A 16,306-nucleotide genomic window follows, 5' to 3' on the forward strand; every position below is an offset into this window, starting at 1 on the left:
GAAGCGGGCTGTGCGGCGGCCTGTGCGGCGGCCTGTGCCGAGCCCAGCGCCGACCGGGCCGTCGCCGTGGCCACGGCGACACCGGCGGCCAGCAGCAGCGCGCAGGCGCTGACCGCGGCGGAGAGGACCGCGGCCCGTTCCAGGTCGGCGGGTACGGCCGGCCGGCCGTAGCCCATCACCGGCCGGTGCTCCACCCCGTGGTGGTAGCGCAGCGTCCCGCCGAGGCGCAGCCCGAGCGCGCCGGCGAACGCCGCCTCCACCTGGCCGGCGTTCGGGCTGGGATGGCTGTGGCCGTCCCGGCGCATCACCCAGAAGGCGTCGACACACGAGCCGCCGACGACCGGCGCGCACGCGCAGGCCAGCAGCCCGGCGACGCGGGACGGCAGCAGGTTCGCGAGATCGTCCAGGCGGGCCGAGGCCCAGCCGAAGCGGGCGTGCCGGGTGCTGCGGTAGCCGACCAGCGCGTCCAGGGTGTTGACCGCCCGGTAGCCGAGCAGCCCCGGGACACCGCCGAGCGCCCCCCACAGCAGCGGCCCGACGACCGCGTCCGAGGTGTTCTCGGCCAGCGACTCCACCCCCGCCCGGGACAGCCCGGCGCGGTCGAGGACGGCCGGGTCCCGGCCGCACAGCGACGGCAGGCGGCCACGGGCGGCGAGCAGGTCGTCGCGCAGGAGCTCGCCGCCGAGGCGACGGCCGTGGCGGCGCAGGGACGTCCCGCCGAGCACCGTCCACGTCGCCGCCGTGGTCAGCGCCACCGAGGCGGCCCGCTGGCAGCCGAGCCGCCGGCCGGCCCTGGTCACCCCGGAGCGCGCCAGGGCGCCGACGGCGACAGTGCCGCCGGCGAGGGCGCAGGTGTAGGCCAGCCCGGCGGCCCGGCTGTCGCGGTAGAGCAGCCGCTCGGTGTGGTTGGCGACGCCCCCGAAGGCCGCCACCGGGTGCCGCCGCGCCGGGTCGGCGAGGGCGGCGTCGAGCGCGGCGCCGGCGAGCAGCCCGACAGCACGCAACCATCCGGACACGGGAGTTCTCCCTGGCACGAAGACGGGTCACGCCAGCCGTACCGGCCCGGCGGAATGATCGACTACCTGGTACGATCAGTAACTTGGCATAATCGGACGTTCAGCGTGTGGGGCGGCGGTGCCGCGGCGAAGCCCCGCGGGACGCATGGCGCCCGGGCCCGGCCCGCCAGGTCGACCGGTCGATGTCAGGGGAACTTCCACCGGCTTCCTCCGCGTCCCTCATGCGTCCATCGGCCCTTATGCGTCCATCGGCGACGATGAGCGGGCCTGGGCCCATGAGATGATCACCGGCGAGGCCGCGTAGCGGCATGGTATCGCGTGAGAGGCTCAGCCGTACCGGGACCCTCTTCGCATAATTACTCACCGTAATAGATTCTGTGTAGATCGACAAGCTGGATGGTGGAGTCCTCGGCAGCGGCCTGCCGTAGCTCGTCGGTGAAACCCGCGCCGCTGAAACACATCAGGCGTGTCGGGTGGGCGGGGGCGGCGTGGCGGGTGCGCAGCAGTCCACGGATGTGGTCGAGGCGGCGCAGGTGGCGCAGGCCCATGACGTCGCCCCACTTCGCCTCACCGATGGCGAGCAGGACGTCGTGGCCGGATTCGTCGTGGCCGAGGACCGCGACGTCGACCTCGTGACTGGTCCTGGCCGCCGGATCGTTGACGGCCCCTGCGGCCACCCGGTAGGAGTGGCCACCGTACGTGTCGGGAACCGCGTACCAGCGGGCCCATTCGCGGCAGAGGTTCTCGAAGTGCGGGCCGACCACTTTGCTACGGAAGGTGGGCCCGGCACGCCGCCACACGGCCGGGGCCCGGCCCGGCCGTTCCAGATCGCCCCAGTAGGGGCGCATGACGGCGTGGTAGAAGGTGACCAGGGGTTCGGCGATCCGATAGGTGGAACGGTTCCGGCGGAACGCGTCGGGCTCGTGGCGGATCAGGCCGACGTCCTCGAGAACGCTCAGCGGATGGGCGAGGTCGGTGGATCTGCGGCCGAGGTAGTCGGCGATCCCGCCGCGCGCCGCGTTACCGGCGGTGATGGCTGCCAGCACGGAATGGTAGAGCGCGACGTCGTGCAGGTCGGGTTCCTCAGCGAGGAGGTAACGGGCTTCGCGGAAGAGGGGCCGGGCGGGGTTGATGACGGCCCGGGCGACCCAGTCGTCGAAGTCGTCGGGGCCGGCGGGGACGTCACCCTGGGTGAATTCGCGCCGGTAGGCGGGGGTGCCGCCGACGACGGCGTGGGTGAGTACGGCGGTGCGCGGGTCGGTGATCTCCCAGAACCGGCCGGCGGTACGGAAGTCGAGGGTGGGAACGACGAGTTCGAGCCCCGCGCGGCCGCGCAGCGGGGCGTTGCCGGCGAGCAGCCGGCCCATGAAGGGCAGCGCGGAGCCGCACAACAGCAGACGCACGGGTGTGTTGCCGTGCTGCGCGGCGGGGTCCAGAGCGCGCTGGATGATGGACGGCAGCGCGGGTGACGCCTTGGCGAGGAAGGGGAACTCGTCGATGACGGCGGTGGTGGGCCCATCGGTGGCGATCCGCATGAGCTGGTTCACGGCCTCGTCCCAGTGGGCGAAGCGGAAGGGTGCTGGCTCGTCGCGGTAGCGGGCCAGCGCCGCACCGAACTGCCTGAGGCCATCGGCTTCGGTGGTCTCGGTCGCGGTGAACATGAAACCGCCACCGGCACGGGTGACCGCGTCGAGGAGGAACGTCTTGCCCTGTCGCCGCCGGCCGGAGACCACCCCCAGGGTCGCTTCGCCACCCGGATAACGAGCGAAGCGGGCCAGTTCGGCCCACTCGAAGTCGCGGTCGAACATCTCGGCAGGCTTGTCCATCGCCCCTCCCAGTGACGCTTCCCAGCGCGCCTCCCATCATGGATATCTCAAGTTATTATAACTCGACCTATACTATTGTCTTCCTGTCGCGTTCGGTGCGCTCCGCCATGACCCGAGAGCCCGCACCCCGCCCACACCGCAGATCCCGCTTGTACGCACCCGGTCTTCGACCGGCATCGCCACGGCACGATCTATAGCACATGCCATACTGGAGCCTATGGCTACGACGTCCATGCAGCTTGACAGCGGGCTACGCGACGAGCTGGCGGAGATCGCCGAACGCGACTTCCACGGCGTGTCCCTGGGCGAGGCGGTCCGGCATCTGGTGCGGGAACACAAGATCAACCGCATCATGCGACGCTACGAGGAGCTGCGCGCCGACCCTGACGAGTGGGCCAGCTACCAGGCCGAGGCGCGGCCGGCCGACAACGCGGCCGGCGACGGCCTGCCCGACGCGCGTGAGGAGTACCCGGAGTACAACCGGTGAGCCGGATGCTGAGGCTCGCGCCCTGGCAGGTGTGGCTGGTGGACTTCGGCCAGCCGATCGGGCACGAGCAGGGCCACCTACGCCCGGCCGTGGTGGTCGGCTCGGCGACGCACTGCCGGTTCCCGATCGACATGGCCCTCGTGGTGCCCCTGACCACGCGGGACCGGGGCCTGGACCATCACGTGCGCATCGACTCCCCCGAGTCCGGCCTGGACAGGCGGAGCTGGGCGCGCACCGAAGAGATCACGGCGGTGTCCACCCGGCGGTTCGCCCGGTCCGCGCCGCTGGGCAGCGCGTCGGCCACCGAAATCGCCGAACTGAGCGAGTGGCTACGCGAGATGGTCGCCTTCCGCTGACCCGCCACCCCGCTTCCAGCAGGCCGCTGGTACTCGGTTATCGGTTATCGAAGCCGCCGACGTCCTGATGGTGAGAAACCGCCCTCGTCAGGAGGCTGCGTGGATCAGCATGAGCGGCACCGGTATCGGGCCCGCTGCCAGTGGGAGGGCTCGACGGCCGCCGGCTACGAGGCGTACGGCCGGGAGCATCACGGCGAATGCCCGCCCGCGTCCGTAAGCGTCCAGCTCAGCGCGGATCCCGCCTTTCGCGGCTCACCCGAGCGCCCCAACCCCGAACAGCTCCTGCTGCGGCCACGCATCGTGGTTGCCGGGGACGTCCCGCTCGAGCGGCTGCACCGCCTGGTGGAGCTGGCCCACCAGGCGTGCTACATCGCGAACAGCCTGCGCTGCGAGGTCGACATACAGCCCACCTTCGTCCGGATACGGGTGTAGGCGCCCGGCCGGTGAACCGATCGGACGTGACGACGCCGCTGTCGTAACAGCAGAAATGTTACAGTACCCATATGAGTATCCATGAATACCCGCTGGGTGAAGGTCCTTCCACTCGGTTGAGCCTGTCCCTTCCGCAGGGGACCGCTGACGCCGTACGTGAGCTGATCGGTAAACGCGAGTTCTCCGGCTTCGTCGCAAAGATGATTGAGGACCGTATTCGCCGCGAACTCCTCGCCGAGGACATCCGTGTCTACCAGGAAGAGCACGGCGCGTTCACAGACGACGAGCGGGCCTGGGCGCATGAAGCGCTCACCGGCACGGTTGCGCAGGAGCACGACGCTGCGTGAAAGTCTCAGCTACGCAGGGGACCCTTGTTCTTGACTGCGCGGGACTGTCCGGCTTCGTCGAGGGGCGGCGAAGGGTCATGGTCGTCCTGGACGGGGCACAGCGCATGGAATGGAGGGTCAGGACCTGCGCCGCAACCATCATCGAAGCGACACACCCCAGAACAGACGCGGCGCGCATGACCTGGATCCTCGCTCGCGTCCAGGTGGAATCCCTCACCAGGGATGCCGCACGAGCCGCGTCGGCACTGCTGCGGGCCGCGAACCTACATGGGCACAAGTACGCCATCGACGCCATGGTCGCGGAGATGGCGCTGCGTCAGCGAGGGCCAGTAGCCATGATCACATCCGATCCGGGTGACATGGCCCGACTATGCGGCCCCGGCGTCCGCCTGATTCCGCTCTGACGGTTGAGAAACAGTTTTCACCGTTATTTTCGTCGCGCTCATCGTCGACGGGCGCAGGCGGCTCCGGTCTCATACTGTCGATGCTGTGACGTGCGCGCGTGCGTCGAACACGGCCGAATCACGCGACCGAGGGACTGAACGGTCGTGACAGCAGCCGTTTTCGCCCTCGATTTCACGGGTGGAAGCATCCAGCAGAAGGAATCCAGTATGAGTGAAGTCACACAGGCGGTTCCCGCGGCCGAGCTGTTCACCCCGGAATTCCGTCTTGACCCGTACCCGACGTACGCCCGGCTGCGGGAGAACGCGCCGGTCTGCCGGGTGAAGACGCCCAGGTTCGAGACCTGGATGGTCACCCGGTACGCCGACGCGAGAGCGGTGCTCTCCGACCCGCGGCTGAGCAAGGACATCGACCGGGCCGGGGACCTCTACCTGCAGGTTTTCGGTGAGAAGTCGGTCGCGTTGAACAGGAACATGCTCAACGCGGACCCGCCGGAACACAGCCGGCTGCGCCGCCTGGTCTCCCAGGCGTTCACCCCGCGCCGTATCGAGGCGCTGGCCCCCCGCGTCCAGCAGCTCGTGGACGAACTGCTGGACGCGATCGTGCCCGCCGGCCGTGCCGAGCTGATCGGCGAGTTCGCCCTTCCGCTGCCGATGAACGTGATCTGTGAACTTCTCGGCGTCCCGGTCGAGGACCGCGAGCAGTTCTTCAGCGGCACGCAGGTCATCCGCACCCAGGGCACGGCCGGGCGCAGCAACGAGGAGGACCGGGCCGCCATCCAGGAGGCCCAGCAGGACCTCTACGCCTATCTGACCAAGCTGGTCGGGAACAAGCGTGACCGGCCCGGCGACGACCTGATCAGCGCGTTGATCACGGCCCGTGACGGCGGCGGGAAACTCTCCGAGGAGGAGCTGGTCTCGACCGCGTTCCTGCTGCTGTTCGCCGGTCACCAGACAACGGCCGACTTCATCGGGAACGCGGTCACCGCGTTGCTGACGAACCCGGACCAGCTCGACCTGATAACGAAGAACCCGCACCTCCTGCCGGGCGCGATCGAGGAGCTGCTCCGTTTCAACGGGTCGGTCCCGGTGGCGAGCTTCCGGCTGGCGACGGAGGACGTCGAGTACAGCGGGGTGCGTGTTCCGAAAGGCTCGATCGTCACCGTCGTCCTCAACGCGGCCAATCACGACCCGGCGCATTTCACCGACCCCGACCGGCTGCACGTCGACCGGACGGACAACCCGCACATGGCCTTCGGGTACGGCGTCCACTACTGCCTGGGTGTGTCACTGGCCCGGATGGAGGCGCGGACCGCCATCGGCACACTGCTGCGAAGGCTGCCCAACCTCGCGCTCGAGGTGGCGCCGGAGAACCTCCAGTGGCTGCCCGCGGCGTCGTCCTTCCGCGGCCTCCTCGAGCTCCCGGTCCGCTTCGGCGGCACCTGAAGGCGCTATATGAAAGCGGCGCCTGAAAGCGGCATCTGACGACAGCGGGACGGATAGGAGCCGCGACCGTCCGCGGCGGTGACAAACAGGGTAAATACAAGATCAGATAAAGGCCGCCGTATCGGCCTGGGACGCCGTACCGCAGGGAGCCGTGCCCTTACAGGGAGCTATATCGACATGGCGTAGGCGACGACGCCGCGGCGGACGGCGTCGAGCGCCGCGCGGGCGACACCCCGCACGGTCGAATCCTCCGGGGCGACCTGGACGATCTGGTCGAGCAGGTCGATGAGCTGACGCATCCAGCGGACGAAGTCGCCGGCGGTGAGGTCCAGACCGGAGTCGGTCAGGACCTTCTCCAGGGAGCCTCCGGACGCCCAGCCGAACGCCACCCAGGCGAATCCGGGCTCGGGCGGGCGCAGGAAGTCCAGTCCGTGGCCGGCCTCGATGTCACGCAGCCGGCCGGCGATGCGGGCCGTGGCCGTAAGCGCGTCCCGCAGCCCGGGATCGCCGGGTGTCTTCGCCGCCGTCGCCTCCTCGCCGCGGGGCTCGTAGACGAGCGTGGAGACCGCCGCGGCGAGCGCGGCCGGTGACAGCCCCTCCCACACGCCGTCGCGCAGGCATTCGGCGACGAGCAGGTCCTGCTCGGTGTAGACACGGCTGAGCAGAGCGCCGGCGGCGGTGACGGTGTCACCCCGCAGGTAGCCCAGCGTCTCCAGAGCCGCACACACCCGGTCGAAGATCTTCGCGACGGTGTTCGTGCGGTTCTCGATGCGCCGCTGGAGGGTGTCGGTCTCCCGGCGCAGCTTCGCGTGGCGGTCCATGACGCGCAGGTGCGCCTCCCGCTCCGGGCAGCCGTGCACGGGATGGGCGCGCAGCGCGCGGCGCAGCCGGGCGAGTTCGGTGTCGTCCGCGGCGGCGGCCCGCTCCCGGGCCCGCCGCCCCTGCTCAGGCGGGACGTCGACCTGGCGCAGTGACGACGCCAGGTCACGGCGCGACTGCGGCGAGCGCGGGTTGAACGTCCGCGGCACCCGGACGCGGCCCAGCGCCTCGACGGCCACCGGGAAGTCGACCGTGGAGAGCCGGCGGACCTGCCTGTCCACCGTCAGGACGACCGGGCGCGGGCCGTCGTCGCCGTGGCCGTTCACCCCGGGGTCGAGCACGACCGCCAGGCCGCTGCGCCGGCCGGCCGGGACGCGCACGACATCCCCGACCCGCAGCCGGGACAGCGCCTCGAGCGCTTCGGCGCGGCGGCGGTTGGCGCCCTCCCGCGACAGCGCCGCCTCGCGGGCGCGGATCTCCTCGCGCAGGCGCGCGTATTCGCTGACCGGGCCCTGCTCGCAGGTCAGCTCGGCGGCCAGCTCGTCGAGCGCGCCGCTGTTGCGGCGGACCTGCCGGGCCAGGCCGACGACCGCGCGGTCGGCCTGGAACTGTGCGAAGGACGACTCAAGAACGCTGCGGGCCTCGGTCCGCCCGAGTCGCCCGACGAGGTTGACGGCCATGTTGTACGACGGCCGGAACGACGACCGGAGCGGATAGGTGCGGGCCGACGCCAGCCCCGCCAGGGCCACCGGGTCGAGACCGGGCTGCCACAGCACGACCGCGTGCCCCTCGATGTCGATGCCGCGCCGCCCGGCCCGCCCGGTGAACTGGGTGTACTCACCCGGGGTGATGTCGGCGCGGGTCTCGCCGTTGAACTTGCTCAGCCGCTCCAGGACAACCGTGCGCGCCGGCATGTTGATGCCCAGCGCCAGGGTCTCGGTGGCGAACACGGCCCGCACCAGGCCGCGGACGAACAGCTCCTCGACCACTTCCTTGAACGTGGGCAGCATCCCGGCGTGGTGCGCGGCGATGCCGCACTCAAGACCGTCCAGCCACTCCCAGTAGCCGAGTACGCGCAGGTCGTCCGCGGGGATGCTCGCGGTGCGGGCGCGCACGTGCTCGCGGATGGTCTGCCGTTCCTCCGTCGTGGTCAGCCGCAGGCCGGCGCGCACGCAGGCGGACACCGCGGCGTCACAGCCCGCCCGGCTGAACACGAAGGTGATCGCCGGGAGCAGCCCGGCGCGGTCGAGATGGCGGACGACCTCGGGCCGGCTGGGCACCCAGGGCCGCTCGCGCGGCGGGGCCACCGCCCCGCCGCCGCGGCCCCGCGGCCGTGGCGGGCGGCGGCTGTCCTGCCGGGACAGGCGGATCAGGTCCGGGTTGATCCGGGGACGTGCCGGGCCTGTGTCCCCGGCCGCGTCCGGGCCGGTGACCGGGGCGGCTGTCGTGCCAGGAGCCACCGTGCCAGGGGCTGTCGCGTCCCCGCGCCGCGCGCGCCCGAGGCCGCCCGCCGCGTCCCCGCGGGTGCGGGGGAAGACGTCCGCCGCCTCCCCGCGCGGGCCCGGGAGGGTGCCCGCGGCGAGCGGGCCGGCGACGAACAGGTCGTGCAGCTGCCGGTCGGCCAGCACGTGCTGCCACAGTGGAACCGGGCGGTGCTCGGAGACGACGACCCGGGTGTGGCCACGGACGGTGACCAGCCAGTCCGCGAACTCCTCCGCGTTGCTCACCGTCGCCGACAGCGACACCAGCTGGACGTGCGCCGGCAGGTGAATGATCACCTCTTCCCACACGGCTCCGCGCTGCCGGTCGGCGAGGTAGTGCACCTCGTCCATGACGACGAAGGCGAGCCGGTCGAGCCGTTCCCGCCCGGCGGGCTGCGCGTAGAGCATGTTGCGCAGGACCTCGGTGGTCATGACGATCACCGGCGCGTCCGGGTTGCGGGTGGTGTCGCCGGTGAGCAGGCCGACCGCGCCCGCGCCGTGGCGGGCGACAAGGTCGGTGTACTTCTGGTTCGACAGCGCCTTGATCGGGGTCGTGTAGAAGCAGCGCTGCCCGCGGGCGAGCGCGAGGTGGGCGGCGAACTCGCCGACGACCGTCTTACCGGCTCCGGTGGGCGCCGCGACCAGCACGCCCTCACCGGCGTCGAGCGCGGTGCACGCCTCGATCTGGAAGGGGTCGAGACCGAAGGGATAACCGCTGACGAAGCCGGTCAGAGCCGTGGGTATGGCCGTGGGTATGGCCGTGGGTATGGCCGGGGGGAAAGCCCCGGGCCCGGACGGCGGGCCCGCCGGCGCGGTGGACACGTCGTCAGCCTACGCCCGCGCCGCCGGGCCGTTGCCGGGCGGATGTTCACCGGGCCTGGCCGGCCCTCCGACAGGACCGGCGGACCAGGCCTGATGATCGTCCAGTGGGGCTGGGGGATCCATCGGAGCCGGACGGTGCCAGACCGGCGCCGGGCGTTGTCAGGTGATGTCGATGTGGGCGGCGTCCGCTGCGGAGCCCGGGGCGCCGGCCGCGCCGACGGCGCTGCCCACCGGGTCGGCGGACGCCGTGGGCCTTGCCGGCTCCCCCGCCATCGGATGCGGCAGGTCGAGGTCCAGCGGTGACGCCTCGTCGTCGTCGAGACCGGCGTAGGGCGAGGTGTCGCCGCGGCGGGCCCTGCGCTTGTCGTTGGCCCATCCGATCACGAGGGCGACCTCGTACAGCACGATCATCGGCAGGCCGAGAGCGATCATTGTGAACGGGTCCTGGCTCGGTGTCACGATCGCGGCGAAGACGAAGACCAGGAAGATCTCGGGGCGCCGCCACGAGCGCAGCCGGGCCGTGCTGACCACGCCCGCCAGGTTGAGCATCGCCACCAGCAGCGGGATCTCGAAGGACAGCCCGAACACGAGCAGCATGGCGATGACGTAGCTGAGGTACTTGTTGACGTCGAGGACGCTGACAAGCCCGTCCCCGCTGAATCCGAGCAGGAGCTCCAGCCCCTTACTCAGGGTCAGGTAGGCGAAGAAGGCGCCGAGGACGAACAGGACCAGCGAACAGCCGACGAACGCCAGTGACCATCGGCGTTCGTGCCGGTGCAGGCCCGGGGTGATGAACGACCAGATCTGGTAGAGCCAGACGGGTGAGGAGAAGACGGCCCCGGCAACCATCGCGATCTTCAGTCTGATCATGAAGGCGTCGAGGATGCCGAAGAACGCCAGCTGGCACTGCCCGTCGACACCGGAGCGGACGTCCGCGGGCAGGGAGCAGTAGGGCTCCTTGAGGAAGTTGAAGATGTGCGGCTCGAAGTAGAAACAGACCGCCGCGGCGACGACGAGCACGATGAGTGCTTTCGCCAGCCGGTTGCGCAGCTCCCGCAGGTGCTCGGTGAGCGACATCCGGCTGTCCTCGACCGTTCTGGTCCGGCGGAACTGCACCGCCTGCGCTATCCGCCGCGGCGTGGGAAACGCGGGCACGTGCCGGCTACTCCTGCTCGTGGGAAAGGCGGTCGGTGGTCTTCGGCCCGGTCAGCCCCGGGTGGAGTCGCCCGTGGCGGCGGAGGTGCCGTTGACCCCGGTCGACGCCGGCTGCGGGCTGACGACCGGCTGGCCGGCCTCGATGGGCCGCGGTGCCGGCTGCGCCTGGGGCTGTGGCTGTGGCTGTGGCTGTGGCACAGTGGCCGAGGGTGCGGCGGCCTGGGCCGGCTCGTCCTGGCTGAGCCCCTTGGTCTCCGCCTTGAAGATCCGCAGTGAGCGCCCGAGCGAACGCGCGGCATCGGGCAGCTTCTTGGAACCGAACAGCAGGATGACGACGAACGCAATAATCAGAAGCTCGGGGGTACCGAGGTTGGTCATGGCATGCGTCCTTTGCTCCGGTGCCCGGCCCGTCAGCCGGTGCGTGTTTGATGCTACGTCGGCCAGCCTTGCCCCGTCAGACGACGGTCCGATGTCCCGCGCGTGACGGCCATACGACGCCTCAGGGCACCCTCAGGCCGCCGTGCGGAAGCCGATGTTGCCAGCGGAGCTGTCCGGGGTGTTCGAGCTGCGTGCGGCGACACGGTACCGGTTGCAGTACGACGCGTGGCACATGTGTGATCCGCCGCGCATCACCTTGGCGTGACCGTCGGGCGGCCCGGTCGGGTTCGTGCGCGGCCCGGCCAGGTGGAACGTGGCGCTGAACCAGTCGGCGCACCATTCCCAGACGTTGCCGACGGCATTGTAGATGCCGTAGCCGTTGGGCCGGTAGGACTTCACCGGAGCGGTGCCGAGGTACCCGTCCTCGCCGGTGCCGAGGTTCGGGAAGTCGCCCTGCCAGATGTTGCACCGCTGCCGCCCACCGGGCGTCAGCTCGTCCCCCCATGGGTAACGGCGCTGTTCCAGCCCGCCTCGCGCCGCGTACTCCCACTCGGCTTCGGTGGGCAGCCGGACGCCGGCCCAGGCGCAGTACGACTGCGCGTCGTTCCACGAGACGTGCACGACCGGGTGGTTCTGCCGGGAGGCGGCCGACGAGCCCGGCCCCTCGGGATGCTTCCATCCCGCTCCGGAGACGGCACGCCACCAGGGAGTGGCGTGCACGGCCGGCGAGACCCGGCTGAGCTCCTCGGACAGGAAGCCCTCGAAGACGAAGGAGAAACCGTACCGCTCGGCGTCGGTGACGTACCCGGTCGCGTTGATGAACGTGGCGAACTGGGCGTTGGTCACCGTGGTGGGCTCGATCGAGAACGGCTTCAGCTCGATTTCCCGGACCGGGCCCTCGCCGTCGGCGCGGTAGCCCTCGTTGTCCTCGGTGCCCATCAGGAAGCGTCCGCCGGGCAGCTGGGCCATACGCCTGGTCCGGGGTGCGGACAGGCGTACGGGCGTGACGGTCGCGATGCCGACGGGCTCACGGCCGGGGGTGCAGCAGGAAGCAGACACGGCGTCTCTCTTTGTTCGTCTTTTGTTCGTCGTTCGTCTTTTGTTCGTCCCGGGTTCGCCCGGGACGGTGAGCGACGGGTGGCCCGCCCCGCCCGGGCAGGCGGGCCACCGCGGCCGGCCGTCCGGGGTCAGCTCGCGCGGTCGGCGGCGAGCTGGGCGGCCAGGGCCGGGATACCCAGTGCCTGCTCCTGTGCCGGGGTGGCGTTGTAGAGCTTGTTCACCAGCTGGTACGGGTCGTTGGCCAGGTCGTAGTACTCCCGGAATGCCACCGTTCCGGTGCCGACCGGCTGACCGTTGGAATCGGTGTGGAGGTGATAGTACTCGGTGTACTGCTTGGTTGTGCTGACATAGGACGACCAGGTGTGCGGGCTTCCCGCGGTGTGGGCGCCCTGTTCCCACCATTCGACCAGCAGATGGTCACGGCTGTAGGTGGACAACAACGAGCTGCCGTTCTGCGGCGTTGTCGGGGTGATTCCGGCGGCGTTGAGAATGGTCGGGGCGATGTCGATGTTGGCGACGATACGGTTGTCGGTCGTTCCGGCGCCCAGTCCGCCCGCGGGCCAGGACAGGTAGAACGGCACCTCGATGGACGGCAGGTAAGGCACCGACTTCTTGGTCCAGCCGTGGTCGGCCCAGGAGAATCCGTTGTCGCCGATGTAGATGACAAGCGTGTTGTCGAGCTGTCCGGTGGCCGCCAGCTTGTCGCGGATCGCCTGCACCGCGTCGTCCACCGACAGCAGGGTGCGGAACTGCGCCTCCCGTATCGCCCGGCCGTCGGCCAGCGTCGCGTTCGCACTCTGGATGTAGTCCGGTTTGTCGCTCTTGTCGGTCTCGAAGACCGACGGACGGCCGTCCCAGGTCGGTACGACCGTGTTGGCGTACTGCGGCTCCGGGGTGTTGGGGCCGTGCGGGGCCTTGGGAGCGATGTAGAGGAACCACGGCCGGGTGTCGGTCGTGCCATTCTGGATGAATCCCTTGGCGAAATCCCTGATGACGTGGGTGCTGTAGCCCGGGATCGTCTTGATCGTGCCGTTGACGTTGTACTGGCCGTCGTTGTAGACGACCGGGTCCAACAGGGCGAAGTCCTCGAAGTGCGGCGGGGCGTCAGCGACGTTCCAGGCGTTGAGGTACTTGCCGAAGAAGCCGGTGCGGTAGCCCGCCTGCTTGAGATAGCGCTGGACGGTGGTGTTCTGGTTGAGGTTGTAGGGGTGCCCGTTGTCCCGCACGCCATGGTTGTGCGCGTAGCGGCCTGAGAAGATCGACGACCGCGAGGGGGCGCACAACGGCGTGGTGACATGGCCGTTGGTGAACTCCACGCCCTGGGTCACCAGCCAGTTACGGATCTTCTGGGTTGCCCAGTTGGTCTGCTTGGGCTGGTCGTCGGTGACGATGACCAGGATGTTCGGCCGGGTGGCCGCGGACGCGGGCTGGACAAGGCCCGGCAGTGTCGACAGGCCGGTCGTCGCGGCCGCCGTGGCGGCTGCCAACGAGCCCGCGAGAAAACCGCGGCGACTGGCCTGTCCCTGTTCCTCGTCCTCCTGGTTTTCCTTGCTCACTCCAGTGCTCTCCTTTGTTTTCTGGGCCGTTGGCGGCGCGGCTGTGCATGCACGCTCGCGCCACCTTCGGCTGTCGGTTGTTCCTCGCCCGTGCGGTCGAGGAATCCGCCATGGGGCAGTCGCGCGCAAGCGCGGTCCCGACATGGCCGATGAGCCTGTTGCGCCGTCCGGTCAGATGCGCGTGCTCGACCGGGCATGCGAGTATTCCGGACCGCGCGGAAAGACGCCGGACAGGCGGCATCGCACGGTTACGGGCGAAGAAAAAATCCGGATGACGACATACCGGTGTGGTGGGAACACCGGGGGCATCCGGCGGAGCGGATAGACCGCCGAAAAATCAGCGCGCGACAGCGGGCGCGGCTTCGACCATCAGGAGAGGACGAGCGAACACAGCGCGCTCGCCTTCCGCCCATAGTCGACATGCAGGCAGGCTATGAGAATCTCGCCCCGCTTCACGTGAGCAACAATAGAAGAAGATCCGCAACGCGGTCAATGTACTTGCGGAAGAAACCGTCGACTACTTTGTGCCATCAGAACAAGATCTCCAAGGGGCGGGCCGCGCCCGCCGGACGCGTAGCTCGGGCCGGGAAGGGAGAGCCCGAAACGCTGATTCCCGCGGGTCGCCGGGGGCCAAAAAGTGGCGTGATCATGTTCTTTGCGCACCTGTGGTTCCCCGGGAAGGCCCGGAAACCGGTCCGGAAGGCCCGCGGGGCCGCGCGGGCCTCGGGAACACGCCGGGACCCGCGCGGCCCGGGGAATCCGCCTTCCGAACCCACCGGGCCCACCCTCGGGAACACGCCGGGGCCCGCGCGGCCCCGCGTGGGCGTGTCAGGCCGGGATTCGTTCGTTCAGCCGCGCGGTCACCTCGGCGGCGTCCAGCCGGGCGGCGAGCGCCGCGGTTTCCTCGGTGAGCGTGGACAGCCGGCCGCGCAGCTCGGCGGCCTCATGGTTGACCTGTCGCACCTGCCCCCATACCCGCAATGCCAGCGCGACGAGCAGGACGAACGTCAACAGGACGAGACCGAGATCGATGAGCAGCCAGCGCATGAGATCAACCTACCGGCCCGCAGGCCCGCCCGTGGCGGCGTACCCGTCGCGGCCGTAGGCGGCCAGGGCCTGGGTGGCGGCGGTGTGGATGCTCGCGACGAAGTCGGAGGGGCCGAGGGCTCCGGCCTGGTCGCCAAGGCCGAGGGCCAGGCGGTGCGCGGCCAGCCGGGCTCCCAGATACGTAGCTTCACCAGCGGGCGCCCGCCGTCGCCTCGTCCGCCGAAGACGCCGGGCGGGACAATCCCATGGGCGATCGCGGTGGCCTGCCGCGAGGACGGGAACCTGAATCGCGTTGACGGTTCGGGAGAGGCTGGTACCGTCGTGTCCCATCCGCCAGCGACAGCTCGCCGGCATGTGTATGGAGGAAGCCATGGCTGCCCGGGTCCTGTCCCGGGCCACCCGAGCCGCCGGCCGGTAGTGCCAGCGGTAGTCGAGGCCGCGCCGCCCCGCGGTGGCGGTCTCGGTGTGCCCGGTGACATCAGTCGTCATGTCGATGTTCACCATGAGGAGCTTCTGGCGTTGTCTCGTCATCCCCGTTCCACGTCTCTCACGTCTTCCATGTCTTCCACGTCCTCTTCCCCGTTCGTTTCCGGCGGGACCGGCACTCCCCCGGCCACGCCGGGCTCCGCGGACCAGATGTCGGCCGAGTGGTACACGCGGTTCTTCACCGAGCTTCCCAACGAGTTCTGGCGGCGCGCGGCGACGCCGGAGCTGACCGCCGCCGACATCGCCTTCGTCGAGCGGCACCTGGGCCTGGCGGCGGGCAGCCGGATTCTCGACGCCCCGTGCGGCAGCGGCCGCCACAGCCTGGCGCTCGCGGCGCTCGGTCACCACGTGACCGGGATCGACATCTCGGCCGAGGCCGTCGGCCATGCCAGGCGGGAGGCGGCCCGGGCCGGCCTCGACGTCAGGTTCACCCAGGCGGACATGCGCTCGATCCCGCGGTCGGCGTCGTTCGACGCCGCCGTGTGCCTGGGGAACAGCTTCGGTTACCTGAACACCGCCGGCACCCGGGAGTTCGTCGCCGCCCTCGCCGGGGCACTCCTTCCCGGCGGGGGTCTCGTCATCGACTTCTCCGCGGCCGCGGAGACCGTCCTGCCGGGCTACAGCGGCCAGCCACGCACCATGCGGACCGGGGACATCAAGGTCGAGACGACGACCGAGTACGACGTCGACGAAAGCTGCCTGATCAGCCGGTACCGGTTCAGCCGGGGCAGTGAGGTCGTCGACGCCACGGCACTGCACCGCGTCTACACCAGCCGCCAGCTCGGTGAGCTGCTCACAGACGGCGGGTTCACCGGCATCGAGCGGTACGCAGGCCCGGACGGCGCGCCCTACCAGCTCGGCTCGAGCCGGCTGATGCTCGTCGCCCGCCGAACCTGACCCGCTGAATCGGGTGCCGGTAAGAAACGTGTCAGTGCGCCACAAGGGGGCGTGTATCGGGTTGTGATCGATCTGTGGGGTTCGTTCGTGGGCCGGGTCTGATCTAGACCGTCGTGCATGACGCGGGCGCAGCTGACAGACGAGGAGTGGGCGTTCATCGAGCCCTACCTGCCGATCGGCGGGTTCGGCCCGTACCCGCGGCGGCTGCGGGCGCAGTTCGAGGGGGTGGTCTGGCGGTTCCGGACGGGCGGGCAGTGGCGGGAGATGCCGAGGGAGTTCGGGGCCTGGTCGACCG

At 70.2% G+C, this 16,306-nt stretch carries 17 protein-coding genes; 8 read left to right on the forward strand and 9 right to left on the reverse strand.

The features are described from left to right. Window positions 1-1,016 (reverse strand): cobalamin biosynthesis protein (locus tag NBW84_RS02745; protein WP_250281387.1); only part of this gene is annotated, 1,016 nt, incomplete at its 3' end. A 356-nt stretch (window positions 1,017-1,372) separates the two neighbouring features. Beyond that, complete coding sequence (locus NBW84_RS02750; protein ID WP_250281388.1) at window positions 1,373-2,842, reverse strand: ATP-binding protein; 1,470 nt, start codon at window positions 2,840-2,842, stop codon at window positions 1,373-1,375. A 217-nt stretch (window positions 2,843-3,059) separates the two neighbouring features. Here NBW84_RS02750 and NBW84_RS02755 point away from each other — a divergent pair, with 217 nt between their 5' ends. The 6 genes from NBW84_RS02755 (at window position 3,060) to NBW84_RS02780 (ending at window position 6,311) form a co-directional block, all read left to right on the forward strand. After that, window positions 3,060-3,329, forward strand: coding sequence for a hypothetical protein (locus NBW84_RS02755; protein ID WP_250281389.1), 270 nt, complete (start codon window positions 3,060-3,062; stop codon window positions 3,327-3,329). 5 nt (window positions 3,330-3,334) lie between these two features. Continuing rightward, the gene (locus NBW84_RS02760) at window positions 3,335-3,685 is read left to right on the forward strand and encodes a type II toxin-antitoxin system PemK/MazF family toxin (RefSeq protein ID WP_250281437.1); all 351 of its coding nucleotides are present in this window, start codon (window positions 3,335-3,337) and stop codon (window positions 3,683-3,685) included. A 99-nt stretch (window positions 3,686-3,784) separates the two neighbouring features. Then, window positions 3,785-4,117, forward strand: coding sequence for an OsmC family protein (locus NBW84_RS02765; protein WP_250281390.1), 333 nt, complete (start codon window positions 3,785-3,787; stop codon window positions 4,115-4,117). A gap of 71 nt (window positions 4,118-4,188) precedes the next feature. Beyond that, a complete protein-coding gene (locus tag NBW84_RS02770) occupies window positions 4,189-4,464 on the forward strand; it encodes a hypothetical protein (protein ID WP_047224250.1) in 276 nt (91 codons plus the stop codon). Continuing rightward, a complete protein-coding gene (locus tag NBW84_RS02775) occupies window positions 4,461-4,868 on the forward strand; it encodes a hypothetical protein (RefSeq protein ID WP_250281391.1) in 408 nt (135 codons plus the stop codon). Before NBW84_RS02770 ends, NBW84_RS02775 begins: the two co-directional genes overlap by 4 nt. Window positions 4,869-5,075: 207 nt before the next feature. Continuing rightward, complete coding sequence (locus NBW84_RS02780; protein WP_250281392.1) at window positions 5,076-6,311, forward strand: cytochrome P450 family protein; 1,236 nt, start codon at window positions 5,076-5,078, stop codon at window positions 6,309-6,311. 167 nt (window positions 6,312-6,478) lie between these two features. Here the strand turns inward: NBW84_RS02780 and NBW84_RS02785 are convergent, their stop codons facing one another. From NBW84_RS02785 to NBW84_RS02815, 7 genes are all read right to left on the reverse strand, one after another. Further along, window positions 6,479-9,433: a DEAD/DEAH box helicase gene (locus tag NBW84_RS02785; RefSeq protein WP_445548614.1), complete on the reverse strand. Its 2,955-nt coding sequence runs from the start codon at window positions 9,431-9,433 to the stop codon at window positions 6,479-6,481. Window positions 9,434-9,592: 159 nt separating this feature from the next. Continuing rightward, window positions 9,593-10,588: a twin-arginine translocase subunit TatC gene (gene tatC, locus NBW84_RS02790; protein WP_250281394.1), complete on the reverse strand. Its 996-nt coding sequence runs from the start codon at window positions 10,586-10,588 to the stop codon at window positions 9,593-9,595. A gap of 51 nt (window positions 10,589-10,639) precedes the next feature. After that, complete coding sequence (gene tatA, locus NBW84_RS02795) at window positions 10,640-10,966, reverse strand: Sec-independent protein translocase subunit TatA (RefSeq protein ID WP_250281396.1); 327 nt, start codon at window positions 10,964-10,966, stop codon at window positions 10,640-10,642. A gap of 132 nt (window positions 10,967-11,098) precedes the next feature. Continuing rightward, on the reverse strand, window positions 11,099-12,025 hold the full coding sequence (locus NBW84_RS02800; RefSeq protein WP_250281398.1) for a formylglycine-generating enzyme family protein: 927 nt from the start codon (window positions 12,023-12,025) through the stop codon (window positions 11,099-11,101). A gap of 128 nt (window positions 12,026-12,153) precedes the next feature. Beyond that, window positions 12,154-13,581, reverse strand: a complete 1,428-nt coding sequence (locus tag NBW84_RS02805) for a sulfatase family protein (RefSeq protein WP_250281399.1) — start codon at window positions 13,579-13,581, stop codon at window positions 12,154-12,156. Window positions 13,582-14,409: 828 nt separating this feature from the next. Further along, window positions 14,410-14,628, reverse strand: coding sequence for a hypothetical protein (locus NBW84_RS02810; RefSeq protein ID WP_250281400.1), 219 nt, complete (start codon window positions 14,626-14,628; stop codon window positions 14,410-14,412). 9 nt (window positions 14,629-14,637) lie between these two features. Further along, complete coding sequence (locus NBW84_RS02815; protein WP_250281401.1) at window positions 14,638-15,159, reverse strand: hypothetical protein; 522 nt, start codon at window positions 15,157-15,159, stop codon at window positions 14,638-14,640. Between the two features lie 105 nt (window positions 15,160-15,264). Here NBW84_RS02815 and NBW84_RS02820 point away from each other — a divergent pair, with 105 nt between their 5' ends. Further along, window positions 15,265-16,011, forward strand: coding sequence for an SAM-dependent methyltransferase (locus NBW84_RS02820; RefSeq protein WP_250281402.1), 747 nt, complete (start codon window positions 15,265-15,267; stop codon window positions 16,009-16,011). A 117-nt stretch (window positions 16,012-16,128) separates the two neighbouring features. Next, a partial coding sequence (locus tag NBW84_RS02825; RefSeq protein WP_250281441.1) for a transposase occupies window positions 16,129-16,306 on the forward strand: 178 nt, incomplete at its 3' end.

Origin of the sequence: Protofrankia sp. CiP1_Cm_nod2 (assembly GCF_920664355.1) — a bacterium.
In the GTDB taxonomy this organism is placed as follows: Bacteria; Actinomycetota; Actinomycetes; order Frankiales; family Frankiaceae; genus Protofrankia.